Origin of the sequence: Paraburkholderia sp. MM5496-R1, assembly GCF_050436205.1 — a bacterium.
In the GTDB taxonomy this organism is placed as follows: domain Bacteria; phylum Pseudomonadota; class Gammaproteobacteria; order Burkholderiales; family Burkholderiaceae; genus Paraburkholderia; species Paraburkholderia tuberum.
In genome coordinates, this window is the sequence record NZ_JBNDLT010000001.1 from 495562 (window position 1) to 521359 (window position 25798).

28 protein-coding genes and 2 pseudogenes are annotated in these 25798 nt (G+C 59.7%); 16 read left to right on the forward strand and 14 right to left on the reverse strand.

What is annotated here, in order from left to right; all coding sequences use genetic code 11:
• Nucleotides 1–119 precede the first annotated feature (119 nt).
• Nucleotides 120–1358: an FAD-dependent oxidoreductase gene (locus OKW38_RS02525; RefSeq protein ID WP_429359853.1), complete on the forward strand. Its 1239-nt coding sequence runs from the start codon at nt 120–122 to the stop codon at nt 1356–1358.
• A complete protein-coding gene (locus tag OKW38_RS02530; RefSeq protein WP_429359854.1) occupies nt 1355–2104 on the forward strand; it encodes an IS6 family transposase in 750 nt (249 codons plus the stop codon). The genes OKW38_RS02525 and OKW38_RS02530 overlap by 4 nt, the downstream gene beginning before the upstream one ends.
• A gap of 82 nt (nt 2105–2186) precedes the next feature.
• Here OKW38_RS02530 and OKW38_RS02535 read toward each other — a convergent pair whose 3' ends face one another.
• Nucleotides 2187–2819 carry a Uma2 family endonuclease gene (locus OKW38_RS02535; RefSeq protein WP_429332160.1) on the reverse strand — a complete coding sequence of 211 codons (633 nt, stop codon included), beginning with the start codon at nt 2817–2819 and terminating at the stop codon, nt 2187–2189.
• A gap of 543 nt (nt 2820–3362) precedes the next feature.
• On the opposite strand from OKW38_RS02535, the gene OKW38_RS02540 reads away from it, so the two are divergent.
• The 3 genes and pseudogenes from OKW38_RS02540 (at nt 3363) to OKW38_RS02550 (ending at nt 5810) form a co-directional block, all read left to right on the forward strand.
• The gene (locus tag OKW38_RS02540) at nt 3363–3572 is read left to right on the forward strand and encodes a hypothetical protein (RefSeq protein WP_429332159.1); all 210 of its coding nucleotides are present in this window, start codon (nt 3363–3365) and stop codon (nt 3570–3572) included.
• A 76-nt stretch (nt 3573–3648) separates the two neighbouring features.
• On the forward strand, nt 3649–3912 hold the full coding sequence (gene hfq / locus OKW38_RS02545; protein WP_429332158.1) for an RNA chaperone Hfq: 264 nt from the start codon (nt 3649–3651) through the stop codon (nt 3910–3912).
• A gap of 766 nt (nt 3913–4678) precedes the next feature.
• Nucleotides 4679–5810, forward strand: a pseudogene (locus OKW38_RS02550) (IS110 family transposase).
• A gap of 409 nt (nt 5811–6219) precedes the next feature.
• Here OKW38_RS02550 and OKW38_RS02555 read toward each other — a convergent pair.
• On the reverse strand, nt 6220–6423 hold the full coding sequence (locus OKW38_RS02555) for a cold-shock protein (protein ID WP_137333051.1): 204 nt from the start codon (nt 6421–6423) through the stop codon (nt 6220–6222).
• 250 nt (nt 6424–6673) lie between these two features.
• Nucleotides 6674–7414 (reverse strand): 3-ketoacyl-ACP reductase, encoded by a 741-nt coding sequence (locus tag OKW38_RS02560; protein ID WP_429359855.1) that lies wholly within the window; start codon nt 7412–7414, stop codon nt 6674–6676.
• A gap of 1813 nt (nt 7415–9227) precedes the next feature.
• Between OKW38_RS02560 and phaP the strand changes: the two genes are divergently transcribed.
• The 6 genes from phaP to OKW38_RS02590 all read left to right on the forward strand — a co-directional run bounded on the left by phaP (nt 9228) and on the right by OKW38_RS02590 (nt 13120).
• Nucleotides 9228–9803, forward strand: coding sequence for a TIGR01841 family phasin (gene phaP / locus OKW38_RS02565; protein WP_429359857.1), 576 nt, complete (start codon nt 9228–9230; stop codon nt 9801–9803).
• Nucleotides 9804–10503: 700 nt separating this feature from the next.
• Nucleotides 10504–10773, forward strand: a complete 270-nt coding sequence (locus OKW38_RS02570; RefSeq protein WP_429359859.1) for a hypothetical protein — start codon at nt 10504–10506, stop codon at nt 10771–10773.
• 334 nt (nt 10774–11107) lie between these two features.
• A complete protein-coding gene (locus OKW38_RS02575; RefSeq protein ID WP_429332154.1) occupies nt 11108–11380 on the forward strand; it encodes a DUF1488 family protein in 273 nt (90 codons plus the stop codon).
• Between the two features lie 171 nt (nt 11381–11551).
• Nucleotides 11552–11800, forward strand: coding sequence for a hypothetical protein (locus OKW38_RS02580; protein ID WP_429332153.1), 249 nt, complete (start codon nt 11552–11554; stop codon nt 11798–11800).
• Nucleotides 11801–12165: 365 nt separating this feature from the next.
• Nucleotides 12166–12366, forward strand: coding sequence for a hypothetical protein (locus tag OKW38_RS02585; protein ID WP_090812531.1), 201 nt, complete (start codon nt 12166–12168; stop codon nt 12364–12366).
• A gap of 47 nt (nt 12367–12413) precedes the next feature.
• A protein-coding gene (locus OKW38_RS02590) for an IS6 family transposase (protein WP_429359861.1) occupies nt 12414–13120 on the forward strand; the annotation gives its coding sequence in 2 pieces (ribosomal slippage) (nt 12414–12683 and nt 12686–13120; 705 coding nt in all).
• A 317-nt stretch (nt 13121–13437) separates the two neighbouring features.
• Here OKW38_RS02590 and OKW38_RS02595 read toward each other — a convergent pair.
• The 4 genes from OKW38_RS02595 to OKW38_RS02610 form a co-directional block, all read right to left on the reverse strand.
• Nucleotides 13438–14460, reverse strand: coding sequence for an IS30 family transposase (locus OKW38_RS02595; RefSeq protein ID WP_429359862.1), 1023 nt, complete (start codon nt 14458–14460; stop codon nt 13438–13440).
• 796 nt (nt 14461–15256) lie between these two features.
• Complete coding sequence (locus OKW38_RS02600; RefSeq protein WP_429332151.1) at nt 15257–15706, reverse strand: hypothetical protein; 450 nt, start codon at nt 15704–15706, stop codon at nt 15257–15259.
• A 920-nt stretch (nt 15707–16626) separates the two neighbouring features.
• Entirely contained in the window at nt 16627–16866 is a 240-nt protein-coding gene (locus OKW38_RS02605) for a hypothetical protein (RefSeq protein ID WP_090812650.1), read from the reverse strand.
• Nucleotides 16867–16922: 56 nt separating this feature from the next.
• Nucleotides 16923–18197, reverse strand: a complete 1275-nt coding sequence (locus tag OKW38_RS02610) for a polyhydroxyalkanoate depolymerase (RefSeq protein ID WP_429360671.1) — start codon at nt 18195–18197, stop codon at nt 16923–16925.
• 420 nt (nt 18198–18617) lie between these two features.
• Here OKW38_RS02610 and OKW38_RS02615 point away from each other — a divergent pair, with 420 nt between their 5' ends.
• Nucleotides 18618–19277: a TetR/AcrR family transcriptional regulator gene (locus OKW38_RS02615; RefSeq protein WP_429359864.1), complete on the forward strand. Its 660-nt coding sequence runs from the start codon at nt 18618–18620 to the stop codon at nt 19275–19277.
• Between the two features lie 670 nt (nt 19278–19947).
• Here the strand turns inward: OKW38_RS02615 and OKW38_RS02620 are convergent.
• Nucleotides 19948–20124, reverse strand: a complete 177-nt coding sequence (locus OKW38_RS02620; protein ID WP_425199409.1) for a KUP/HAK/KT family potassium transporter — start codon at nt 20122–20124, stop codon at nt 19948–19950.
• A 29-nt stretch (nt 20125–20153) separates the two neighbouring features.
• Here OKW38_RS02620 and OKW38_RS02625 point away from each other — a divergent pair, with 29 nt between their 5' ends.
• Both OKW38_RS02625 and OKW38_RS02630 read left to right on the forward strand, forming a co-directional pair.
• The gene (locus tag OKW38_RS02625; protein ID WP_429332148.1) at nt 20154–20441 is read left to right on the forward strand and encodes a hypothetical protein; all 288 of its coding nucleotides are present in this window, start codon (nt 20154–20156) and stop codon (nt 20439–20441) included.
• 11 nt (nt 20442–20452) lie between these two features.
• On the forward strand, nt 20453–20632 hold the full coding sequence (locus OKW38_RS02630; RefSeq protein WP_429332147.1) for a DUF2934 domain-containing protein: 180 nt from the start codon (nt 20453–20455) through the stop codon (nt 20630–20632).
• A 131-nt stretch (nt 20633–20763) separates the two neighbouring features.
• Here the strand turns inward: OKW38_RS02630 and OKW38_RS02635 are convergent.
• Together OKW38_RS02635 and OKW38_RS02640 are read right to left on the reverse strand one after the other, a co-directional pair.
• Nucleotides 20764–20844: pseudogene (locus OKW38_RS02635) on the reverse strand (IS6 family transposase); the annotation flags it as partial.
• A 168-nt stretch (nt 20845–21012) separates the two neighbouring features.
• Nucleotides 21013–21594 carry a hypothetical protein gene (locus OKW38_RS02640; protein WP_429332146.1) on the reverse strand — a complete coding sequence of 194 codons (582 nt, stop codon included), beginning with the start codon at nt 21592–21594 and terminating at the stop codon, nt 21013–21015.
• A gap of 635 nt (nt 21595–22229) precedes the next feature.
• Between OKW38_RS02640 and OKW38_RS02645 the strand changes: the two genes are divergently transcribed.
• Both OKW38_RS02645 and OKW38_RS02650 read left to right on the forward strand, forming a co-directional pair.
• Nucleotides 22230–22436 carry a type II toxin-antitoxin system VapB family antitoxin gene (locus OKW38_RS02645; protein ID WP_018420240.1) on the forward strand — a complete coding sequence of 69 codons (207 nt, stop codon included), beginning with the start codon at nt 22230–22232 and terminating at the stop codon, nt 22434–22436.
• Entirely contained in the window at nt 22433–22813 is a 381-nt protein-coding gene (locus OKW38_RS02650) for a type II toxin-antitoxin system VapC family toxin (protein WP_429359865.1), read from the forward strand. Before OKW38_RS02645 ends, OKW38_RS02650 begins: the two co-directional genes overlap by 4 nt.
• A gap of 428 nt (nt 22814–23241) precedes the next feature.
• Here OKW38_RS02650 and OKW38_RS02655 read toward each other — a convergent pair whose 3' ends face one another.
• The 4 genes from OKW38_RS02655 to OKW38_RS02670 form a co-directional block, all read right to left on the reverse strand.
• A complete protein-coding gene (locus tag OKW38_RS02655; protein ID WP_429332144.1) occupies nt 23242–23673 on the reverse strand; it encodes a PIN domain-containing protein in 432 nt (143 codons plus the stop codon).
• The gene (locus OKW38_RS02660; RefSeq protein WP_027803752.1) at nt 23670–23912 is read right to left on the reverse strand and encodes an AbrB/MazE/SpoVT family DNA-binding domain-containing protein; all 243 of its coding nucleotides are present in this window, start codon (nt 23910–23912) and stop codon (nt 23670–23672) included. The genes OKW38_RS02655 and OKW38_RS02660 overlap by 4 nt, the downstream gene beginning before the upstream one ends.
• Before the next feature lie 54 nt (nt 23913–23966).
• A complete protein-coding gene (locus OKW38_RS02665; RefSeq protein ID WP_429359867.1) occupies nt 23967–25025 on the reverse strand; it encodes an ABC transporter substrate-binding protein in 1059 nt (352 codons plus the stop codon).
• Nucleotides 25026–25248: 223 nt separating this feature from the next.
• Nucleotides 25249–25689: a zinc-finger-containing protein gene (locus OKW38_RS02670; protein WP_429332142.1), complete on the reverse strand. Its 441-nt coding sequence runs from the start codon at nt 25687–25689 to the stop codon at nt 25249–25251.
• Between the last annotated feature and the right edge of the window lie 109 nt (nt 25690–25798).

Consider the following 25798-nt stretch of genomic DNA (forward strand, 5'->3'; position numbering starts at 1 on the left):
CGATCCGCAGCCACGCGACCCGCAACTGACGGTCGGGTCGGCGCGCCATCAACGGCCGCTTGCGGGGGCGGATTCAACCGGGGTCGCGCCGATGAGCGCCACCATCAGGACAGCAGGTGATGAGCCGCCGCCACCATGCCGATGGCGACCAGATGCATGAGCCGGAGGAGCGGCTCATGCACCCACTGCCAGCCCAGCGCCACGCGCACCCAGATCGCGACGAGCCCACCGACGATGAAGAGCGCGCAATCAGCGTGCGCAACACAAGCACTGCATCGGCCGGCCAGATCGTGGTGTCGTTCGCTCCGCGCTTGATACAGATCAACAGTAGTACCGCACCGCGCAGCACATTAGTTGATGTGTGTGGCGCGCGTCCATCCAACGTCCCACACGCTCCCATACGGGCCGTACGCGTCGTAATACGCGCCATACGATCCCCTCATCCCGCTGGAGTCGCAGCCATGAACCCCATTCCCCGAAAGGTCGTCATCATCGGCGCCGGCATTGCTGGCCTGTGCGCCGCGGTTCATGCGCGCAAGTGCGGATACGCCGTCACCGTGCTCGAGCAGCACGAACGTCCCGGCGGACTCGCCACCAGTTGGCAGCGTGGCACCTATACGTTCGAAGCTTGTCTGCACTGGCTGCTCGGGTCGAATTTGCACGACCCCACGCACGCGTTATGGCGCGAAGTGTTCGATATCGACCGCCTGCATTTCGTCTACCCGGAAGAATGGATGCGTGTAGAAAGCGAAGACGGAAATAGTCTGTCCATCTACTCGAATCTCGAGCGCCTCGAAGCGGAGCTGCTGCAGCACGCACCGCAGGACGAAGCACAGATCCGCCAGTTCATGCATGCCGTCCGCAGCCTGAGCCACTGCCCGCTGCCGTCGTTGAGCAGCGCCTGGCAGGACCGCCTCACGACGGGGCTGCAATTGCTTCGCCACATGCCTCTTCTTCAAAACCTCTCGCACATTACTTCCGAAGACTATGGCAAGCGGTTCAACGACTCGTTGCTGCGAGGCTTCTTCGGCGAAGGAGAAAACGCGCAGCTCGCGGTCGTTGCGCTAGTTTTCGCGCTCGCATGGGTCAGCAACCGCAACGCCGGCTATCCAATAGGCGGCTCGCACGCGGTGATCGGTCCGATCGCGCAGAACCTGCAGCAGCTCGGTGGTGTGTTGCGCACGGGCTCGAGCGTCGAGCAGATTCTCGTGGAAGACGACACTGCAGTGGGTGTGCAACTGGACGACGGCGAGCGCATCGACGCCGACTGGGTCGTCTCCGCCGCCGACGGGCACACGACCGTGTACAACAGGTATTGTCAAGTTGGCGCGGGGGTCGACGAATATAATGGGGCATGAAGAAAGCTTCCGTTTCCGTTTTGCTGTCGGCCGAGGCGCCGATTTCGTTCAAGGGCTATCAATTTCCGCCGGACATCATCAGCTACGCGGTGTGGCTGTACTACCGGTTCCCGCTCAGCCTGCGCATGGTTGAGGAGATGCTGGCGGCACGGGGAATCGAGCTTACGTACGAAACGGTGCGGTGCTGGGCGACGAAGTTCGGTCTGGCGGTCGCGAAGCGTATCCGTTCGACAGCGCCGGGTCGCGGCGACAAGTGGCACCTGGATGAGGTGGTCGTGACGATCCACGGCAGGAAGCATTGGCTGTGGCGGGCTGTCGATCAGCACGGCGCAGTGCTCGATGTGCTGGTGCAGAGCCGCCGCGACAAGGCGGCGGCCGAACGGCTGATGCGCAAGCTGCTCAGGCGCCACGGCTGCCCACGCGTGATCGTCACGGACAAGCTGCGCAGCTACGCGGCGGCGAACAACGAACTGGGCCTGAACGTCGAGCATCGGCAACACAAAGGACTGAACAACCGGGCGGAGAATTCCCACCAGCCCACACGCGTGCGCGAGAAGGTGATGCGCCGCTTCAAGTCGGTGCGCCATCTACAACGATTCACGTCGGTCCATGCTCAGGTATGCAACCTGTTCATGCACTGCCGCTACAACGCGAACGCGCAACAGAAACGGCAGGCCCGCAAGCATGCGTTCATGGCGTGGGAAACCGTAACGGGCAATCCGCTGCTGGATCGCATTGCCGCATAAATTGGTGATCCTTACGTTGAGTGATTTCGCCTGCGCGCCCTTCAACAAGTTGACAATACCCGCGCGATTCAGCAGCGGCGCATTAGCGTTGGCCTGCCTCCCACTGCTGCAAGTCATGTCTGACATCCCGAGTCGAGTTCATTTCCGCAATTCGATGGTGTAAATCATCGTAAACCGGGCTGCCGACGGCCCTGACCTGGCAATAGAGGGGCTCGAGCGAGAGTGCTATCGCGAACACGGAAGCGTGGCGTCGGCCCTCAGCTCCCCAAAATTCAAGTCCCCCATCCTGTCTGACCACAATCACCTCCTTCGCGCCGCCTTCCAGGTACGACGCGACCCTACGGTTCATCTCGCGCTGCCGGTCGCTATCGAGCAGCACTTCTACGCAAAGGTCGGGTACAAACGGCACGGGGGTATCACCGTCAAGACCTTCCCATTTTTCGGGCGCCATCCATACCACGTCCGGGACCCTGATACCAAACGATGGCGTCACCACGGGCACTGCCATGGCGGCAAGGTGCCCCATCTGTTCGGCCAGCTGACAGTAAATGTCTGTGAAGGTCAGCTGGCGCGTCCCCGACGGGCAACCATTCGCCACCACCTCGCCGAACCCGGTTAACTCGTACCGGTCGCGCGCGGCATGTTGTGCCGTCGTGACAAGACGATGCCATGCGGCAAGCAATCCGTTGCGGTCCAGCAGGATGGGCGTGTCCATGGTTGTCTCGCAGGGAAATTGTCCTAAGCGTATACCCTCTCCCTGTGGTTTAACAACGTGTAACACTTCATTCGTACTGTGCAGTGCACAATTAGAGCCTCGGCCAGCAGCGTTATCGGGTGTCCGCAGCCGCACACTGCGGGCTGTCAGTTTCCTTGCTACTGGAGGTCCTGCAGTCTAGTATTCAAGTGGTTTCTCAGGTTCGGTGTGCAGTGCGGCAGGAGGAAACCGATGAGAGCCAGGACACGACGTGCTGATAGGACATTGGGTGGCGTCAACCGCGCCCGCACCTGCGCAGTGCTGAGGGCGGTCGCGACCCGGAATACAATGCGATTGGCAGCAACGGAAGGCACCACCGAGGCCGCCTTGCCACACGACGTCCAGCACCGCGAGTCACATGAGCCGTCAACGGAGATTCGTGTCCGTCGCAGGCCGAAGCGGGTGCTTAACTGAACTGGTGGGGACGCCCGCAAGTTTGCGGGGCCGGACAGCGCCTTGAGGCAGTCAGCTTAGGGTGAGTTCTGCCCGCTGAGGAGTTCCAATATGAAACTTGACGCCGCCACTTTCCGGCAACTGCGTCGCCTGGCTCCCGTCCTCGACGACATCCTTAACGCAGGCGAGGTCGAGTATGCAGACCAGGCTGTGAATCTCACTGCATTGGCAACCCTGTGCTCACAATTGTTTGACGCATACCGCCACCTGCATCCGAACGATACTGAGCAGGCATGCATCGACGCTCTCGAGTCGCGGTAACACACTTCCTCTGGACTGGCTCGCGGCTTCAGGTATCGCCGGTACAATCAAAGAACCTATCGCTTTGACCCAGAACATGACCGCACCTCCATGCGTACAGGACGATTTTCTGCAGACGCTCGCAAAGGACAAGACCACCGTAAACGTGTTCCTCGTGAGCGGTATCAGACTGATTGGCCAACTGGCCGGATTTGACCAGTTTGCAGTGCTGTTGGAGTCTGGCCCAGGCGTGCAACTTGTTTACAAACATGCCATTTCGACCGTGATGCCGGTCAATGGCAGGGGCCCGGCACGCGGTTCCGGCGCGGCGGTGAATCGGGACAAGCCGGACAACTTGTGAGTTCGGGTCCGATGAGAACTGTCATGACATGCTGTGGTCTACGCTTGACCTGCGCATAGTCAGGCGACGTCCACGTCGGGAAGGTCAGACAGGCGCGCACAATCCGTACTCTTCGGAACGATAACTCCGGCGCACCAAAGGGTCACGTCGCGTTCCAGTACGCCAAGCGAACTGGCCACCCGACTGGAAGTAACCTTTGCGCGCTTGATGGTCATGTCCAGCCGTGCAGCGAAGGCTCGCCTGGAACAATGGCGCCGCTAGCTGCGAAGTCGCATCAGCGTTCCGTTGCCGTTATTCACGGACGCTATCCGTCTCCCGCGACAACAGAGGCACGCCAGCGTCACTCACTCGTTGAAGAGGTCGCGGCACGGGGCGCCATATCGAACGTCGAGCGATGACTCGTCCATGAAAACGAGTCGCTTTACAACTCCACAATCCTGGACTTTTTGAACGGCGTCCCGTTTCACGAAGACGCCTGGACGTTCGTCGGGTAGAACCAGCTGCATCAACGGTCCGTATGTTTGCATGGCGTTGAAAAAGCTGGGTTCCGCAGAGGGCTCCGTCACCCCCAGCCAGTAAACCAGGGCTGCGCCAGGATTTCGGGCGTCGCGTGCAAGAAAGCGCAACGTCTTGCGGGTAGGCAGTATGACTTCCTGCGGGACAGAGGCTGGCCTGCCGCAACGGAATCAAACGCGGGTTAGCATTGCTGTCAGAGCCGCACGGTGCGGACGTGCCGCACCCGGCGATTTCCGACGCGGAGGCCAGCATGGAGCACGATAGCACTCTTTACGTGGGTCTTGATGTTCATAAGGATTCGATCACGGTCGCCTATGCCATTGGTTCGGGCGAGGTTGAACTGCTCGGCAAGATCGGTACTACACAGGCCGACGTGGAACGGTTGTGCAAGAGACTGCAATCTAAAGCGCGATGCGTCAGCATCGTCTACGAAGCCGGTCCGTGCGGATATGGGCTTTACCGGCAGCTTGTCCAGAAAGAATTCCAGTGCATGGTCTGCGCGCCCTCGCTGATTCCCCGCAAGCCAGGTGAGCACATCAAGACTGACAGACGTGATGCCGTCAAGCTCGTCCGATCGCTGCGTGCCGGCGACCTGTCGGCCGTATACGTCCCCAGCATCGACGATGAAGCATTCCGGGATCTGGCCCGCGCATGGGTGATTGCCAAGGACGACCTCAAGCGTGCACGGCAACGGGTAAAAGCCTTTCTGCTGTCGCACGGCGTGCGCTACACCGGCTCTGCCGACTGGGGGCCGGCGCACCGACGCTGGCTGAGCGCATACAGCTTCGACAGTGCGTGGCAGCAGTTTGCGTTTGAAGAGCTACGTCGCGCGATCGAAGACCGGCTCGCCCAATGTGACCGGCTGGAGTCCGCGCTGCGTGAGGCAGTCGTCAACTGGCGCTTCTATCCCGCCGTCCTGGGCCTGCAGGCAATGCGCGGTGTCCAGTTCACCACGGCAGTGGGCATGCTCGCCGAGCTGGGCGATCTCTCACGCTTCGTGCACCCACGCCAGTTGATGGCGTGGCTCGGGGTGACGCCGTCCGAGCACTCATCGGGCGGCAAGCGTCGTCAGGGCAGCATCACTAAAAGCGGCAACAGTTATGCAAGAAAGCTGCTAGTTGAAGCTGCATGGAGCTATCGCCACCCTGCGCGTGTGAGCCCCGATATTCAGCGTCGTCACGAAGGTCTGCCTAAACCGATTGTAGATCGAGCCTGGGACGCACAGGTGCGCTTGTGCCGACGCTATCGCAAACTCGTCGCGCGCGGCAAGCAGAAGAATATCGGCCGTAGTCGCAGTTGCCCGTGAACTCAGCGGATTCATCTGGGACATCTGCCGGCTCTCCTTGTCGCTGGCCATACCGCGCGAGACACAGATGCCATGATGTACAGCAATGCCCTGCGTCTGCATCCACCGTAACGACACGTGCAGGAGTTTCCTGAAGGCGGCGTAGCCCGGCACACGAGTAACCCGCGACCAGGGTAGGCAACGGATCTCATCCGAATTGCGGTGGTAGGTAGCGGAAGGCTCATTGGGCGGACATCTGTAATGCGGTAGCCAATCCGCGGATATCAGCTTGATCCACCGTCGAGATTTACTGCTACGTCGCCCTCAGGAAATTCAAACATCGAAAACACAGAACCGATCATATTGACACGAGAAGTCATATCACCCTGGTAGGACGAGGGTTCGATATGCGGCACATCGCACATGCCGGTCTCCGGTTGGTTGTCCGTACGTTTTGCGAAATCGGCCGCATTACGGCCCATTCATCGCGACGAGTGTCGGGCTTGTTACAGCGGCTTGATGTTGGCAGCCTGCTTGCCCTTCGGCCCCTGCTTCACTTCGAAGCTGACCTTCTGATTCTCCTGCAATGATTTGAAGCCGCTGCCCTGAACCTCAGAGAAGTGGGCGAACAGGTCTTCTCCGCCGTCGTCCGGCGTGATAAAGCCGAAGCCCTTGGCGTCGTTAAACCATTTTACTGTTCCGGTTGCCATATTCATTCCACGAAAGTTTAATGCCGCATTTTCGTTTGCTGTATTTCACAGCGCAGCGAATCAGGAGGAAGAGTCTTACCACGCTGACACCGTTTCTGCGCGTCACATCGGTCGTTAATGTGACGCGACTGGTCCTGTATTGAGCCATCAATGTGCGTGCCGCAAAGCGGCTTGAATCTCGTCGTCACCTTGTCAAAAACGCAGGCCGGGACCTCTAGCGACCTGCGCGGACCACGCGTCCAAAGAGGCCTCAACCCATATGAAGCCCACCGTTGAGCGAAAAATCAGCACCGGTCGCAAAGCCGGATTCATCGCCGGCAAGCCACGAGACAATTGACGCAATTTCCGACGCCTCCCCAAGACGGCGCACCGGAATGCCCTGAATGATTGCGTCCAGCACTTCGGGGCGCACCGCCCGAACCATGTCGGTTCCGATATAGCCTGGTGAGATCGTATTCACCGTGATGCCCTTTGTCGCTACCTCCTGCGCGAGCGACATCGTAAAGCCGTGAATGCCAGCCTTCGCTGTGGCGTAGTTGGTTTGGCCGAACTGTCCTTTCTGACCATTCACGGATGAGATATTGATGATTCGCCCCCACTCCCTGCTGACCATCCCCTCGATGACCTGCTTGGTCACGTTGAAGAGGCTCGTCAGGTTCGTGTCAATGACATCGTTCCAGTTCTCCCTGGACATCTTGCGAAACGTCCCGTCCCGCGTAATGCCGGCGTTATTCACCAGCACGTCAATCTCACCGACCGCTTTCTTCACTTTCGCGAAAGCGGCCTCTGTCGACTCCCAGTCGCTGACATTGCCCTCTGAAGCCGTGAAGGAGAACCCAAGCTCAGCCTGCTCGGCCAACCACCGTTCCCGTCGCGGCGAGTTCGGTCCACATCCGGCCACGACAGTTAGCCCGTCCTTGTGAAGCCGCTGACATATCGCAGTACCAATTCCACCCATACCCCCGGTTACGTAAGCGATTCGCTTTGACATGCTCTGCCCTCAGTTGCTGTTACGGTTAGGGAATAGAATAGTTTTCCTCGTTAAGTCACTCGGGACACCGACGTGGCGGCTTCGGTATGACTGCTTTTCCCGTGCGAAGAGCGACGCTCCCGTGTCCAGCGGCATCGCGGCCAGAGATTTTCACTCTTCTGCTCAGTCCGCCCTCTGCGTCCTGGCGTTCCGCGAGTGCAAGCTCTGGACGTTTTCGGGGCCTGCGAGCAGAGATGGGGCGGGAGGGCGCAGTGGGTGGCGCCTCTGGCAAGCGGCCACGCTCGATGAAGTCGAGAAGCACCTTCACTGCTTCAGGCTTCCCACGCTTTCCCAACCTATCAAGAAGTGCGCGCGCGAACGGCTCCAGGTCGTCGCGTCCGCGAGATGCCTCAAACAGGAGAACGGTTTCCCTTATCGCTGCCGCCATGCTTTCCGCGCACAGCGTGCTCGAAATTAGCGAGGCAGTTCGCGCCAGCTCCCTCTGGTAATGCCCGAGGCACCGCGCCTTAGCGGATGCGAGGTTGTGTTTGCCAGCTTTCAAAGCGCAACCCGACTCAACGGTAAATCCTGGTGGACTGGACTACCCGCAGGCGGCGTTCGTGCAGACGGGACGCCGAGCAGGAAGGGAGCAGCAAGAGGCATCCCGACCGACGGGAGGACTGCCTGACTTGCTGCGCGCGAGTATGCTCGCTAGACGAGGTGAGTCTGCCCGGTGCAGAGCCAGTGAATATCCAGATCAAGAGCAGCGGCGAGACGCGTACAGGCGTTCAGCGGAGGCACTGTGATACCGCTGCGCCAATACTGCACGTCGTCTTCACTCACGCCTAACCTCTTCGCTGCGTGGGCTGAGCTGATTCGGGCCCGTTTGAATGCCCTGTCAAGCTGTGCGGCCAACGCGCGCCTGAGGCGGTCGTCCTCGACGCTACGCTCGAGGTGGCCAATATTTTGTAGATGCCGATTCATCGCTCAGGTCTCTCAGCTTTATTCTTTATAGATTTCAGCGCCGGTTTGTCCGCGGCGTCGAGTGACGTTACTGGTTCGTCATGACAACCTCGTGACTCAATGTGGCGCCCCTACATCGCCTTGTCAGTACTCCGAAATTCTGTCCCGTCTGGTAGCACAACGATTTACCGCAACAAACATCGGCGTCAAGCGAAAAGCAGTTCCTGGAAAATCCGAACACAACATCAAGCGGTGAGCCGGACTTTTCCGCTTACGAAACGTGGCGAACCGCCCTCACGATGGCAATCACCCGTCCGTTGAAGCTCGATGCCAGCACTGTCCCCCTTGCCCAAACAGGGCGCCGTTAAGGCGATGGGGCCGATGACGCTTTCACGCCGGGTGCGGACGCTGCGGTCTCGCCCTCTAGCTTCCTCGATGCCTCCACCATTGAAGCACGACGCCGTGCACCAGCCTTCTGGCGAACCGGGTAGGTACCGCGTCGCGACCAGCAACTGAACGCGCGAGCGGAAACAACTCCGCACAACGTCGGAACGAGCATGACTGTACAAATTTTCTGCGGCGCTGCACAAGTCATCGTAAACACCAATATGTGGGAAGCCTGTACCGGTTGACTGCTGGGGTTTCTACTTAAAATTCATCTTCGCCAATGCCAGTAAGGCTTTCGGCGTCGACCTCCTAGGTCGCGCCTGATGCGTGCCGAAAGGTCATTGACATTCGCCCCAGCCGCTCTAGAATGATTTTGCTGCATCGCATCAATTGCTCGACGTTGTGGCTTTTGGTGGCTGATAGCTCGCGATTCCGTGCATCGGAACCTTGGGACGCTGGTCCCGCATCCTCTATGGAGTTAAAGATGAGCAGTATTCCCCCGGAACAAATCGTCGCTGCGCAGAAAGCTGGTGTTGACACAACATTTGGCATCCTGACCAAATCATTTGACGCCATCGAAAAGCTGGTCGGGTTGAACATGCTAGCAGTCAAATCAAGCCTCGCCGAAAATCAGGGAATCCTGGTCAAGGCGTTTTCGGCCGGAGCGCCGCAGGAGTTTTTCGCACAACAGGCAGGCCGGGCTCAACCCGCCATAGAAAAAGCACAGTCATACTGGCGCCACGTTTACGAAATTATCTCCAGCACTCAAGCCGAATTCGCCGCCGTCGCCGAAGCAAAAATCAAGCAGTTCCAGCACGATGCACGGGCATTTGTCGACAGCGTCGCGAAGAACGCGCCGGCGGGAAGCGAAAACGCCGTGGCTGCGTGGAAGACCTTCATCACCACGGCAAGCGAGACGGCGAACACGACGTATGAAGCTGCGAGCAAGGCCGCAAAGCAGGCGGTAGAGACTGCGGAGAGCAATATCAGCGCGGCGGCGTTGACCTCGGCCAAGCGGACTCGACAGCTTGCAGCACCGGTCGAAACCAGTGAGAAGTAGTCACGTTTTGTCGTAGCTCACTACTATCAAATCGTTCAGGCGAGCACCCCGCCCGCGTTGCTTGCGGGGTGGCCGCCTGTGGCGGTGCGAGGCGCCCGGTGCGCCTCGCACGCGGTCGCGGAACTCGTCTCCTGCGCCAGAAATTTTCAAGCGCCGTTGCGCAGGTCGCCTGCCGTAGCTTCGTTTGATTTCGTCCGGCATCCATCACGCGAAGCAACCACATTCTTCGAGGCCGCAGGTACATCGAGGCTTGTGCAACCGGGCAACGCCGAGCCGACGGTAACGAGACTGAAGGAGGAGCGGATGAACACGGCAGAAAGGTCCCTGCGTTCGCTGGTTGAAAAATGGCTGACACCAGCTGCGGCGACGCCGATTCGGGTAACCCGATTCAGTCGCACAGGCTCTAGCCGCAGGCGTTACGTGCGCGTTGAGGCACAGCGACCGGAAGGTTCGGTTGGGCTTTTTTTCTTCCGGCACGATGACGGCACATGGCAGGTGTTCCCGCCCGGGACCCACGGGCCAGGAGTATGTGCTGGCGCTAGCGCCGTGTGATTGGGTCATCGCAGCAGTCTGTTTGTCGCATTGCTTGATTTCAAAATCCCGACCTATTTTTCATATTTTTCATATCAGTAAAGTTGGGCGCGACCGTTTTTCCGGACATATGGCGCAAAGCAGAAGCAGGTAAATCAGAGCGCACGCAATGACCTTCACTGACAGAAACCCGACGGGCGTGAGTCCCTACACATTCCGTAATATCGACCCCGCGATTGCCCATCTCGAGCAGGTGCTGGGCGCGGAAGGAGCGGAGTCTCTATTCACCAGAACTTACTGGCGCGGGCGCGTGCTTCAGGCACTTGCGACGCAGGGACTTTCACCGGACCAGCAACAACGACTGCAGAGACTGCTGGAAAGCATCGATGCATTCCCGCCTGAAATATCCGTCTCCAGTCCGGAACAGGCGATGAGTTAGGCAAACCCGCGGAGGGCTCGCACATCCAGGCGGAACTCGCCTCATCGATAGCCACTTCGGAGTTTCTATTGCACGCCATCGAAGTCGCGAGTTGGTTGCAGATGCAACTACAAGGGAAAAAAGTCTCGGGCTATCGTTCGGGACAGGCGCCGCTGCGAACCATCCTGACTGCACTGCGCCCGCTACCCTATGGGCTGCGGTGACGCTTCCGCATAACGAAAGGACTCGACAGCGGTCAACCCCGGGGGCCGTCTGATTTATTATTGACCGGGTATGCCAGCGGGTGCTCTCGGCGGCTACCCCGCGTTCGAGTCAATAAGGAATCTATACATCTATGGACGACACCCTCACCGCGGAACCCTGCGTTTCTTCAGACGGAAAAGTGGTTGCTTTCGCTGCATCTTTTCGCAACCAGTCGGTGCACTGCTCAATCACGTGCGACGCGCTCGAACGGCATTTCTGGTTGCCGGCCGGTGCTAACGAGGCGCGCACATTGAAAGCATTTGCCGACGGACACCAGCGCATAACGGCAGCCGTTGAAAGAAGACTGCTCAAGAAGACCGGCGCCCCGATAGTATTGTCGGCAGCAGACTTTGCGGACCGATGACGCGGCTCCAGCGGCGACCGTCTGTGACGTCTCGCACCGATTAAATCCGACGCATCTTTTAGAGTCGGCGCATTGCGTGCTTCCAATGCAGGCAGCCTCAGGGAAGCAACGCCAAACGCCAACCGAAGCGTCCGGACGGTGGTCGCGCCCGGTCCCCAGGAAACAACGACGATGAAAGCGAAAAAGGTCTCGGCGGAGGCACGCGCCCTCGAGCGCGTGGTGACCGCCGCGCGAGAAGTACAAGCCGCGTCACTACGGCTGGAAGCGCACTACGCAGGAGACCCACGTAAGCAACCAACGACCTTGGCATTGGCCAGATTCGCGGCGGCCATGCAGGAACTGAAGGACGCGCGGGAAGCCTTCGATGCGCTGCTCGAGAAAACAGACCTGACCTCACCCAGACGGCAATCTCACGAGTGAGCTTTGTGAGGCGGCAGTCGCTAGACATTAGCTTTTTCCCGCACTCGCCCTGATGGAATGCCGCAGCCGCATTACCATCGACTGTTCACACCCATTAAGCTGGAGTTCCTGATGGCCCTTCCACCCTCTGTGCAAGACGGGTTTCTTCAGATGTTGTCCAGAGACAAGATGGCTCGCCTGTGCCCATTCGGACACGATGCCGCTGTCGAGAGGGCGCGGAAATTATTGTGGTCCGGCCTGGGCGTTTCCGAGCAACAGAAATCCAATTCATTGACGGTCGGGATTGCCCGCGAACGTAACATTCCGAACATAACGAAGCGCTGCGACGTTTCAGACTGACACATCGCATATACCCGAGGCACGGCATGGAGTCCAAGCCAATCCATCACAAAGAACACGTCATCGTGCCTCTCCCCTCGATGTCGGTGCCAGGGTATGCGGCAAGCGCGTTTGTCACCAGCCCGACCGGAAAGCGCAGCGCATTCGGCATACTCGCCTATTTTGCCTCGGAGAAGGCCGCGCTCAAATTCGCCATCGCGTACGCCAAGGCGGTTCTGTTGCAGTAAGGCGGTCCGCTATGATGGGCGGAACGACACGGACGACTGAAAGCTCGATGAAGACGATGAATCCGGCGATGGCCCGAGTGCTCAAACGCCTGCACTATCCGCTCGACGTGATGCTGACTTGCGTGCGCTGGTACGTGGCTTATCCGCTGAGCCTACGGCACCTTGAAGACATGACGGCTGAGCGCGGCGTTTCGGTCGATCATTCGACTGTGCACCGCTGGGCCATCAAGGTGTTGCCGGTGCTGGAGAAAGCGTTTCGCCGCCGCAAGCGCCCCGTGGGTAAGAGCTGGCGGATGGACGAAACGTACATCCGCGTCAAGGGGGACCGGTTGAATCCGCCCTTTACCGGGCCGTCGACAAGGACGGCAACACCATTGACTTTCTGCTACGCACGCATCGGGACAAGACTGCGGCCCGGCGTTACTTTGAGAAATCGATCGCCCAGAACGATATACCCGAGACGGTAACCATCGACAAAAGCGGCGCCAATCTCGCCGCGCTCGAAGCGATCAATGCTGGTCGTGAAGCGCCCATCAGGATCCGCCAGTCCAAATATCTCAATAACCTGGTCGAGCAGGATCATCGGGCGATCAAGCGACGAACGCGGCCCATGCTGGGGTTCAAGACCTTTCGCTGTGCCCGGATCCTTCTGGCCGGCATTGAGATTATGCACATGATCGCCAAAGGACAGATGAAATGTGCTCGCGGAGCCCATCCGTCCGCCGCTGACCAATTCTACGAGATCGCAACATAAGCAGTACTTCGCATATCGATTCCGCTCGCTCTTTGAACCTTACCGCGACAAAGCCCTTTATCCCCGGTCCCCTGTGGCATCGGTGCTCTCCGTTCCCGGTCCCGGGACGACGCCGTCAACTAAAGTTGTAATGCCATGTGCGATTCCAACCAAAGTTGCAACGCAATGGCCGGCCCGGGCGCCCAAAGCGGTCATGGCACGGAAGCCGAGTGACCTGCTCAGGCGCATACGCAGGAAAAAGCGCACACGTGGTAGCAAGACACGCGGGGCGTTACAACTTTAGTTGGGCGGTTTCAAAGGTGAAGCGCAACAGCGGGTTAATGAACGGAAGCTGAAGTTATCGAAGCGGTTGCGAGCATACGTTCGAACACCTCGAATGGCGAATGAAATGCATGCGTAGCACGCGGTCGGCTGTTGAGGCTGTCGGCGACGGCATCGAGGTCGTCCTGGCTGTAGATCGAGAGGTCGGTGCCTTTTGGCAAGTACTGACGCAGCAGCCCGTTGGTGTTCTCACAGGTGCCGCGTTGCCAGGGGCTGTGCGGATCGCAGAAGTACACGCGCACGCCGGTGGCGGCGCTGAGTTCCTGATGGCGGGTCATTTCCTTGCCCTGGTCGTAAGTGAAGCTCTGGCGCAGAGGGGCGGCGATCGAATTCAGCTTGGCAGTGAAGCCCGCCAGTGCCGAGGCGGCGGTGGCGTCTTCCATCTTCGCCAACAGCACCAGGCGACTGGTGCGCTCAACCAGCACGCCGACGGAAGACTGGTTGCCAGCGCCCTTGATGAAGTCGCCTTCCCAATGGCCTGGCATCACCCGGTCGTCGACCTCAGGCGGGCGCACATGGATGCTCACCATGTCGGGGATCTGGCCGCGCCGGTCAGTGCCCCGCTTGCGTGACATACGCGTGCTGTGGCCGTGGCGCAGACAGGCGATAAGCTGGCGGCGCAGCTCACCGCGTGGCTGGGCATAGATGGCTGTGTAGATGGTCTCGTGGGAGACGTGCTGGGTCGGATCGTTGGGCCACATGCGCTTGAGGGTACCTGAGATCTGCTGGGGCGACCACTTCCATTCCAGCAGGGTGAGTACCACGCGCCACGACACGCTTTGAGGGCGCAGCTTGGGACACGGGCGCGCAGCCTCACGTCGGCTCGTGCTGAGCGCCTGCGCCGGTGCAGACGCATAGCCCACGGCAGAACACGCGTTTCTGGTCAGCTCGCGGCTCACGGTTGATGCTGCGCGGCCGAGTGTTCGGGCCATGGCCCGAACACTCGAACCCTGCTGCTTCATGCTTGCAATCGCCATGCGTTCTTCAGGCTGCAGTTGTTGGTAACTTCTTTTTTGCATTGGCACACCTTACACGAGCAAGGTGTTGCACTTCAAATTTGATCGCGCCTTGAAATTTAGCTACAAGATTAGTTGCGTGAACGATGGGGACGAGTGAAAAAAAGCATCGCGAAACCAGGCTATTTAGCCGTATCTCGTTGCAAAACTTAGCCGATGCAATTCTTGCCGGTTAGCGTGGCCGCGGCCTCGTCGGCAGTGTTGAGTCATTCCTGCGCGGGGCTGCGGCATTTGACTGCCATGTAATTGGTAATCCATATTACTTGCACGTTGCGATTACGCGAGTGTTGGCTTTAGCTCGATGACAGGCCGTACGTCCCTGCCACTTTCGCGGCATTCCTCGAATTTTCGACAAGCGAAGCAGTCACCGGCTTCTGCGTCAGCGGCCCGGTTGCGCGCGGCCGAGACGGCGCTGTCAGGTTGAGAAGGCGCTCGGGTAAGATGTCTGGATGAAGAAAGCAGAATCCCTGTATCACACGCATGAAAGGATTCCGCATCGCAGCGCACGCAGGCGTTGCGGTCGGACCGTTCCGTCAGCACTTCGCATTACCCAGACACCGGATGAACGCATCGTGCCATCGAAACGAACTTGAGGCGCGACTCACCGCCTGGCAGCGGCGGACAATTGTCGAAGCCGCCAACCGTGAACATTAATTAGGATGCCATACGTTATCTGCAGAACTCATGCGGCCCACGTCAAGTCGACCACGCCGGAAGGCCCATTGATTGCACTACGGCGACGCAAACACTCATGTAACAACGCCATCCCACTGCATGCATGACGGCATCGCTGGGCGCGTCACGGTCCGCTGCAGAAAATGGCCGTTAGCAAGAGGGGGACAACCTGATGAATGACAGCGCCGCTGCCGGTCTTGCGCGCGTGCGCTTCTACTGACTCGGTGGGGCCGATTACTACCACCCCATAGGCTGAGTCCGGGACGGGCCGGCCATCTCCGCGTTTGAACAGTGCATCGTCGTGTTCATACCCTAGGACGGCGTAGACGGGAAAGCCAAATGCCGTCAACTTGCTGCCGTGCGCCGGTCGAAATGCGTTGACCGAGTTTGCTTCGACGCGCATCGGATTCGGATCGATATACTGGCTCTTTAGCAGCGGGGCGATGAACGCGTGTGCGTTCGATCTACAGTCGAGTTGCGGATCGAGCGCGTAGGCGTAGGACGAGCCCGAAGCGAGCCCCGCGGCGATAGCAGTAAGCACCGTTACCCATGCGTAGATTGCGGAAACCTTCATCAGTCGCTCCACTCAATCGAGCTTGCTCACGATCCGGAATTAGCATGTCCTGCACCCGCTCCGGTTTCATGGCCAGCGCTCATATGCGCATTCCAGGTCAGCGTGAGGGCCTCCCTGGTGGCGCTCCGGCATCATGTTTTCAGGATGACGAAGATTCCGCGCACAGGCCTCCCCGACACCGAGACCAATCGGATTCCTCACCATTCATCAATGCGGACTCCAACGCATGAACAAAACGCTGAAACGCATCCAGGGTTCCATGGACGCTTCGGTAGTCGGTGCAACCGATCCTGCCATCAAGTACGACTAGCATTCCGGCATTCCCCGCCAGTTCCAGGATGTTCATTCCGTTCTCCTCAGATCGCTCGACTATCGACCCGTCGCTCACGCCGCAAGCCGGTAAGCACGCATCGCGGACCTCCCAGCATCCAGCAAGACCGGGTTCCTCAAACAGAAATCGGTCCGACCTGATGCCGGCATTGCCTTGCCAGCAGGATCCGGCCCACGATCTCTACTAGTCTCGATGAACTCCTGGGAACATAGGAAAGTGCCCAGCCGGGAACGGGACGATAGACATGCAGTTCCACGCGTGATAAGCGCAGTGCGCTTCGAATACCTGCTCATTGGACAGGTCCCAGGTTCGTCGTACTGCCAGGACCCTCACAACGGCCACCGCCCCCCACTACTCCAACACCTCCCGCACGCCGTTTCATCGCAGTCCCCTCCGAGGCAGGTATCTCCTTGGCGCTCGCCATCCGCAAATATGGCGAGCACCAGGCAGCATTTAAGACCGGGCGATTCCAGACGTCCGTAACGCGAAACCGCGGCTTGTACTAAAAATGCGAGCCCGCCGCGTTATCACACGGCCGACCAGGCCGGCCAGACTTCCCGTGCTGACGTGCCAGGTCTGTCTATCCAGTTCATGGGTAGGCATGCATCACTGGCCGCCTGGACGCGGGCGGGAACACGCGCCACGATCCGTCATCGTGCCGGAAGAAGAAAATGGCCAGCGAGCCGGTCGTTCGCAACGACTCCACGCGCACGCAGCGTCTGTGGCTCGAGTTTGCACGACCGTATCGGGTCAGGCGGACCGGCATGGCCGGCGTGGGCGCCAGCCATTTGTCGATCAACCATCGCAAGGACTTCTGATCGGTGTTCATCTGCTGCTCCTTCAACCCCATGGCCGTTGATCGGGCGCGCCCCTTGCCGTGCGCCGTCAGGCCGCCACGTCCTCGAGGAAACCGGTGTGCAAGTCGGCCGCTGATTCGTTGCTGACGTGCGATTCGTGCTGATAGATCAGGTCACGAAGTTGCGGATAGATCGCGGTGCGCCAGGCATGGCCCGAGAAAATCCCGTAGTGGCCGCAGCCGCGGGCCGTCACCCGGTGTTTGAGCAACGCGTCGAGTCCCGTGCACAGATCGTGAGCCGCGTGGGTCTGGCCCCGCCCGCAGATGTCGTCCCGCTCACCTTCGACGGTGATCAGTGCAGTGGCCTTGATGGCGCCCGGGCGGACGTGTTCGCCGCGCACCTGCCAGGTGCCGCGCGCCAGGCAGAACTCCTGAAAGACCACCCGAACCGTTTCCAGATAGTATTCGGCCGCCATGTCGAGCACGGCGTTGTACTCGTCGTAGAAGCGGCGATGCGCGTCGGCGGCTTCGCTGTTGCCGGCTGCCACGTCGCAGTAGTAGCGCACGTGCGAATCCAGGTGGCGCTCGGGATTCATCGCCACGAAGGCCGCGTGCTGCAGGAAGCCGGGATACACCTGGCGGCCGGCACCGGGATAGTTACCCGGCACGGTCTCGATCAGTTCGTGTGCGAACCAGTCGAGCGGTTTGCTGACGGCGAATTCGTTGACGGTCGTCGGGCCGCGACGCGCGTCGATCGGGCCGCCGATCAGCGTCATGCTTCTGGGCGTCGTCTCGCCATGGGCCGCCATCAGCGAAATAGCGGCGAGCACCGGCACGGTCGACTGGCAGACCGATACAACATGAACGTCCGGTCCCAGGAAACGCAGAAATTCGCGCAGATACGCGACGTAGTCGTCCAGGTGAAAGGCGCCCTCGGCGAGCGGAACCGTGCGGGCATCGCACCAGTCGGTGATGTAGACGTCGAAATCCTGCAGCATCGCCGCCACGGTGTCACGCAGCAGCGTCGCGTGATGGCCCGACAGGGGCGCGACGACCAGCGCGACGGGATGCCTGTGGGGCGTGGCGCGCTCGAAATGCAGCAGCCGGCAGAACGGCTGGTCCAGCACGACAGTTTCAGTCACCGCGACCTGCTGACCCTCGACGACGGCGTCGGTCAGGCCGAATTCCGGTTTCGGGTAGCGCTTGCAGAGCCGCGCCAACAGCTCGCAGCCGGCCACGAGCTGACTGGTGGGCAGCGCGGAAGCGGCGTTGCCGGAACCTGCAAGGAAGCTGCCGGTGGCCTGCAGCCAGGGAAGGAACGGCGCCCAGATCGCAGTTTGCAACTCGCGCAGGGGGTAGGACATCAACACGTCAGCTTCTCCTTGACTACGGCAGCCGCCTCGACGCATTCAGCAACCTGAGCTGCTGAAATAGGTCTTATGACCAAATACTAGTGGTCGTTAGACCAATAATCAAGACCAGTAACGAGGGGAGAAATACCAATAAGTACGAGGATTTAGCAACTGCTCGGTGGGTCAAGCCCAAGCAATTGGTCGTTAAGCCGGTGTTGGGCAGTATGTTAACTGTGCTTAATTGGTTTCTTGACCTACCATACATAGGTCGAATGACAGGAAGGGACGGCTGCTTCCGCTTTGCGGCGGCCCGGCGACACTGACTGACGAATCCCCTCTTGAGCCAGGCGCGAGCCGAGTCAGGCGCACCATTTCGGCGGCCGGAAGGAACTGTCCTGCGGAGATAACCCGTCACTGAGGAGTTGGGCGCAGATGAAAGAAATGACGATCACATCGGCGGAAATGCTAGGCTCGAGCGCGCCAGGCGAGCCCCGGCGGCGAGGCAACAGAACAACGCGCGTGCCGGAGATCCTCGAGGTCGCGATCAGCGTTTTCGCTACCGAAGGTAACGCAGGGTTCACACAACGCCGTGTGGCGAGCGATGCGGGTATTCGCCTGAGCACCTTGCAGCACTATTTCGGTACCCGGGAAGACCTGTTGCGAGCCACGTTGAGAGCGATGGCCAACCGCTACCTTGAGCTTTATCGAACGCTCGCCAGGGATAAGCTTCGATCGCCGGAAGCCCGCCTCGATGCGATCGTCGACGAGGCGTTTGCTGCACTGACGCGGCCTGGCACCAGCACGAGCGCCTTCGCCCTCGAATCGTGGAGTTTGGCCGAGCATGAGGAGTTTGCGCGCGATTTGACGGCGGAAATCACGGGAGAATTCCAGGAAATCTTTGCGAGTCTTGTTGCGAAAATAAACCCGGCGCTGACGTCTGGGGAATGCGCGCTCCGAGGTGCTTTGCTCGTCTCGCACTTGCAGGGCCTGGTCGTTTTTATCCGTCGAGCTGGAGATAACGCGCCTGATCTGGGCGCATTTCAGACCGCCGCAAAAGTCGTTTGGAAAGCGCTGAGTAAAGCGCCTCAATAAGCGCGTTCAAATTCGACCACCTGATACGAGCGGGTCGCCGCGGGCGTCCCTGCCTCGTCGTCTCAACGCGGCAAACCCTTGTGGGCGGCGACAATGACTACGTCCGGTCGTGTTGCCTCATGAAGGAATGTTACCCGGACGGATTGTTGTCGTTTCGCTTTCTTTCTTCTCTTCTTTCGTGGTTTGCCGGGCGCGGAGCGCCCGGCCCCCGGCGACTTTCGACGTCTCCGCAACTACACTTCGGCTGGCGCATCAGCGGACTTTCGCAGGCCGCCCAGAATCAGTTCTTTTACGCGCTCTGCTCGCCATGCCTTGCCCCGGCGCTGCAGCGTTCGTAGTTGTGCCTGACTTGCGTACGCCTGCGGAAACATCTCGGCCAACCGATCCATCAATACGTTGGCCGGCATAGAGGGCGGATTCAACCGTCCTTCGATTAGCGGCCACGTCGGCGAACGGATCCACCCGACTTCTCCACCAGTGCTTTGCCTTAGGTTGCTTTCGGTGCGTTGGACGTGCCTCACCTTCCTTCCATGCCGAAGAGAGGCTGGCGAGGAAGACGGCAACGTCTGATTCGCCAGCCGGCGCTGCTTCAGCACGCACGCCGTGGGCTGCGAAGTCGCTCAATGTGGTACAGCGAATTGACATTTTTATTGTCTCAACGTTGACGGCTTTAACGCGTTCTACGCATGACGATTTGCTCAGTCGGCGCGCCGACATCGAGCACGCCTTGCCGCAGCGCATAGATCGGGCTGGTGCCGATGTCGCCGAGCACCACGCCGAGTGCGCCGAGGATTAAGAGGGGCGTTCCGGCGCGGTGTTCGTTGCGCTCAGGCCCAGGCGCTCCGATGACCTACGTGTTCGCGCATGAATGGGGGCTTGGGTGAGCCTCAGATACGAAGGCGTGCTGCAAAAATTGTTCCGCGCGATGCGCGGCCCGACGCCATCGGAGATCGTTCGTTGGATCATGGCTTTTCACCTTCTGTCGGCAAGGGCAAGGGCAGTGGCGGAGGAAAAATTCGTACCGCGCGCGAAGACGGACGACCTGTGCCGGCGGTCGGCCCCAGCAAGGAACAGCGCTTGCTGCACTCCATGTTGCCGCCGCGCAATCCGTTTCAAACGGCAAGTTCCGCAAACCCGGAGCAGGTCTTTTTTCTGGTCTCGTGAGGAGCATGAACATGGAATACATGTCGGTGGAAGAACGCATCAGGACCAGGGCTTACCGTTTGTGGGAAAAGGCGACCGAGCCCAAGGGGACACCTGAGGAATACTGGGAACAGGCGCGTGCCGAGATCGACGATGAAGACGCGCATGCCGACGCTTCGGGTGTGCCCACGGAGCCACCCGGAACGCTGTGACGGATCTCCCGCGATCCGCCGCCCGCGCGGTCCACTGCCTGGGGGCGCGCCGTCGGGCCTGCCCGGCATTCGAAAGGGTTTTGTCGCAGTGAGGAATGCGGGGTGAACGAGCTCGATATGCACAGTACTGCTTATATTGCGAGGTCGTAAAATTGATCGGCGGTGGACAGATGGGTTCCGCGAGCACACTTCATCTGTCCATTGGCGATCATGCAAGCTTCCGCTGTCGCATAAGACACCTCCCTTGCTTGTGCCAACCATGCCGTCGTTGGCTTCGAAATCAGCCCGCCCCGTTCAGATCCAGCGACAACTGCTTTTTCGCATTTGCGCCTGGCGCTTCACCAGATGCATTCCGTTGTAGCGATGCGGCTTTTAGCACATCAAGATGAAAACCGCCCCCGCGCCGACGCTGACAATGCCATCGAACTCCTGCGCGGGATAATCGCCGCCTGCGGGGACATCGCTGCGCCCCCACCGCTTCCTGAAGCGCCTCGCTCAAGCGACGTCCGCCAGCATCGACTGGCGACAGTCCGACGCAGAACACCGGCACGCATACTGCGCCCCACGGAGGTATCGAAACCTGCCGCCTTGAAGGCTTCAAGCCCCTTTCTGTAACCCGCACCCATGATCGAATGTGCAGTGGCGAACTGCTCCATCAACTTACGGCTCCTGCCGTCGCCCAGTTTCGCCAGCAGCATGGCGGTCTGCTCGTGGACGGAACGCTCCTGCTGCTCGAAAGCCGCCCATCCGCTCGTGAGCTTCGCGGGGTTCTTCCCGCGCAGCAAAATGTCCTTCCACTCCTGAACCTGCATCTTGAATGTCACCAGTATGCTGGTGACTACCCGTTCGTTGGCGACGTTATCGCGGACAACGGTGTGGTATGCCGTAATCGACTGATCCTGCGAATGAAGTCCGTACATCGCACCGGCGATCATCGGAAATAGCGAGGCTGCGAACGCCACGGGAAGCTTGATCGTCAGTTTCGTTGATATGGTCGGGTCAGCTACAGAACGGTAGGTGAGCGCGTCATCTTCATGTCCTCAGCGCGGGCTTGACCCACGCGGCTTGACGGTGCAACGACGCACATGCCCGGTTTACGGCCAACCGGTATACGAAATGAATCCATCCCTAATTGTTGAACGCACCTCAGCAGTCCTGGCCGCAAATTACCGGAACGATCACGGGTTTTACGCTTCCGTTATGGGTTTCTGAAAGCGCTGTTGCGAAAGTTGGTAAAAAGCGAGGGACGCATCGAACATAATTTTCGAGGAAGGTCGGTTACCTGAGCGAAGCCGACGTTCGAATGTCCACTTGACAGGGGCGCGCAAACGGCCGTGGATGGCCGGCTAGCGCCAGCTACAGCCATGAATCACGGTCCGAAGGCGCCAACGTTCGAGAGGCATAGCGCCGTCCTTCTTCGCTGCTCTGTCGCCCCATGCTGGGACAGGCTCACGGCAATAGGTATAACGGGGTGCCATGGCGGAATAGTCCTCCGACACAGTCCAGTCCCCTCGACACTCCGTGCGGCCTGCTTCAGAAGCGTTAAATATTTGATGCTATAATTGATGCGATTCAGCATCAACCGGGAGTCATCAAAATGCGAACCACTGTTACGATCGACGACAACCTTTACGAGCGCGCTCTTGAGCTCGCCGACCCTGACATGGATAAGGCCGACCTGTTTCGGGTGGCGATGCAGACGTTTGTTCGCGTTCAGGCTGGTAAGCGTCTGGCGTCCCTGGGTGGCACCGAGCCCGGTATGCCCGACATCCCGCGGCGCCGCTCGGAGCCTGCGGCTCAATGAGCGTCCTCATCGATACATCTGTGTGGGTTGATCATTTCCGTCGCGCGAATATGAGACTTACCCAGCTGATCACCAGCGATCAGGCGCTCACACATCCAGTCGTGCTTGTTGAACTCGCCTGCGGCACTCCGCCTGCACCCCGCGCACGTACGCTCCACGACATCGGGCTGCTGCAACATGCGACGCACGCGACATGGACCGAGGTGATGGAGTTGATCGAGGCAAGACAATTTTATGGTCGAGGCTGCGGCAGCAGCGACCTTACGCTGCTTGCGTCAACTTTGATGACTCCCGGTGCGTCACTTTGGACCTTGGACAAACGACTCGCCCAGCTCGCCGGTGAACTCGGCATCGCGCACATGCATGACATGCACTAGGCACGTCATCCACCAGGCACGTCATTCGGCACTCTCCAGGATCAGCGCTATCGTTGTGCAACAACCTGCGGTCTTACAGCTCACCCACCTAAGCAGATCCTCACGACGCTTCTCCGGTCTGCAAGTGGATTTTATATACCGCACGCTACTTAGTTTTACTAATGAAAATTCGCCAATTACATTATGTCAAGTCAGTGCTCAAGCGGAGGGCAGGCGGTCTCATTTTTGCGGTCGTGGCCGCCACGTTCATGCGTCGGTACGAGCGAGCCGAATCGCTTCACCGGCTCGCGCAAGGAATTCTGCGAGCTGAACAGCGGCGCGTGGATATGGACGGTCGACCGTTTCCTGGCGCAGCAGTTCGCCGCGCCGGATGGAAAAAGCGTCGCCGCTACAAACCGTGCAACGCCCGATGACGAATTAGACGGCGGTCAACTGGGTGATCGGAACGGATTGACCACCGTCAGCCGGTCGAAGATGACCTGGCCGTGTTGCATATCTTCGCTGTAGAGTACTTCGCAATCTTCAAGCAAAGCGAAGGCGATGATGCACGAATCGTAGAACCTGAATCCGTAGTGTTCGGCGATACGGCGTGCTTCCTTGTGGACTTCAAGCGTCAGTGGCACGATCTCGCAGAACTCCTCCACATCGCCCAGGAGAACGTTGATTTCCGGCCACGAGAGCCCCATTTTCCGGCTCATGACGAGCGTAATCTCGTTCATTACCTGCGTGCTGATGACGGGCATCGGAGTTCCCTGCACCACCAGCGCCTCGGCCCGGTCAGCCTTCGCGGCGTCGCTGGAGAACAGATAGGCAATCACATTGCTATCGACGGCAAATCGCGCGGGTGCCTCAACCGTCATTCAGCGTTTCCCCTTTCGCTGAGCGATTCCCGATCGAACTTGAAGTCGGCAGGCAGTCGTCCGCGGTACTTGCGCAGGCGCTCGATCCGCTCAGCGACGGTCGGCCTTTTGCTGACCGAGAACGCGCCGGATTGTTCGGCATAGATCTCAATGTCGTCGCCCTCCTTCAAACCCAGTGCATCGACGACGCTCGCGGGCAGCCGGACGGCAAGGCTGTTGCCCCATTTAGCGACTTGCATCATTATCTCCGGTAGATATACATAAACCGTATTGTATATCCAACCCAATACTTTTCAAGTGCGAAGACGGTTCTGATGATTGCCTCGCGGGCGACTATCCGTGCACGTCGCTCCCAAGCGCAGGCTTATGCTTTGGCGAGCCCAACGGCATACCGCCCCCAGCTCGTCGATCGATATGCGGCGCGGCGTGAGACCCTGCTTGAACGCGGTCGCTTCGAGGGTTTCGATCGTCTGCAGGTTTTCCTGCAGACCGTACGGCAGCGGATCGTGACCGACGATCTTGCGCAGTTCGAGATACTTCTTGTCGCTTGCGCTCGTCGCCTCACCCGCATCGAGACGCTCGAGCCATTCTTTTTTCGCCTGCGCGAAGGCATCGAACAGCGATTTCGCAATCCACGGATGCGCAGCGAGCACCGAGTCCTTGACGACGATCGTGCCGTGCATCGGATACACGCCGGTGCGCGCGTAGTACTCGGTTTCGAGTTCGGTCGCGTTCGGCAGCAGATCCGGGTAATCGGCCTCGACTTCCTGCCAGCCACCCGTCGGCGCGCCGGTGCGGCCGATACCGGCGGCTGCGGCAAATCCGGCCGACAGTTCGCCCGACGCCATCATCTGCGCGAGCGAGCTGCCTTGCGGCGCATGCACGACGTTCGACGGCAGCTTCAATTGCGTCACGTGCTCTTCGTCGTCGACGACCCACGTCACCTTCGACGAGTCGAGACCGAACTCATCGATGAGCACCTGACGTGTCCACACGCCGGTCGTGACCGAATAGGCGCGCACGCCGACCTTTTTGCCTTCCAGGTCCTTCGGCGTGTTGATGCCCGCGTCGGGACGCACCAGCAGACCGCCGTGATGAAAACGCCGCACGACGAAGATCGGCAAGCCGACGAACGGCGCGCCATAAGCACGCGCGATGATGTAGGTGGTCGGTGCGAGTTCGCAAACGTCGAATTCGACGTCGCGCACCATGCGGCGGAACGCGCCGATTTGCGGCTTCGCGGTGACGAAGTCGGCGTCGACGCCTTCGATAGGGATGGACCCGTTACGAATGGCCGACGTGTGCGGATGCTCAGCGATCGCGATCTTGAGCGGGACTTTCTTGGTCAACATCCTCTCCTGTGGATTATTCGTCGCGGGCTGCGGGATACGGGTCGCAGCTTAGGACGTGTCGTCTCGATGGCGTAAGAATAGGGGAGGACGGGACAGGCGTCCCTACACAAAAAGTAGATTCAATGGCACTTTTTGGTGGCGGTGGAAAGCCGCGGGAAAGCTGGAATGGCGCGGATATTGGAAGGAACGGAACGAACTGATCGGCTGGGGGACATCGCGCTAGCTATCGCGCACGCCGAGCCTCGATAAAAGCCTCGACATAACGCAACGCCTGCTCGCACTGCTCGGGCGTGAACGCGTGAATGCTCGCTGGAACAGAATCGAAGCCAAGCTCGGTTGCAACCCACCGGGTCGCCTTCGCGCGGGCTTCGAACGCGTTGACGCCATCGCGGCGCAGCTTCCCGGCAACGAGCGGTTCAAGCGCATCGTGCAGCTTGCTCTTCGCCTCGCGCAACGTTGCGTCGGCAAGGCGGCCGAGCCGCAGGTTGTGCTTGCTGCGCGAATAAACGCCGATCCACGCCTGACACGAAGTGCAGATCCACCGCAGCCCTTGATCGCTGCGATACGGGTACGACTCGTCGCCGTAACGCGCGAGCAATGCGCGGTTGCCGCAGTAGTCGCATGACGGCTGCGGCAGGGCCTTGACGGGCTTGCCTACGCGCATCGGAAGGGCTCCCGGGCAAATTTGCAGGACTTCATCGCATCGATCCGGCTGGCGGACAAGGGGTAGAGCCATACAGTTTAATGGAAGGCCCGCACCAACCGTATGCAAG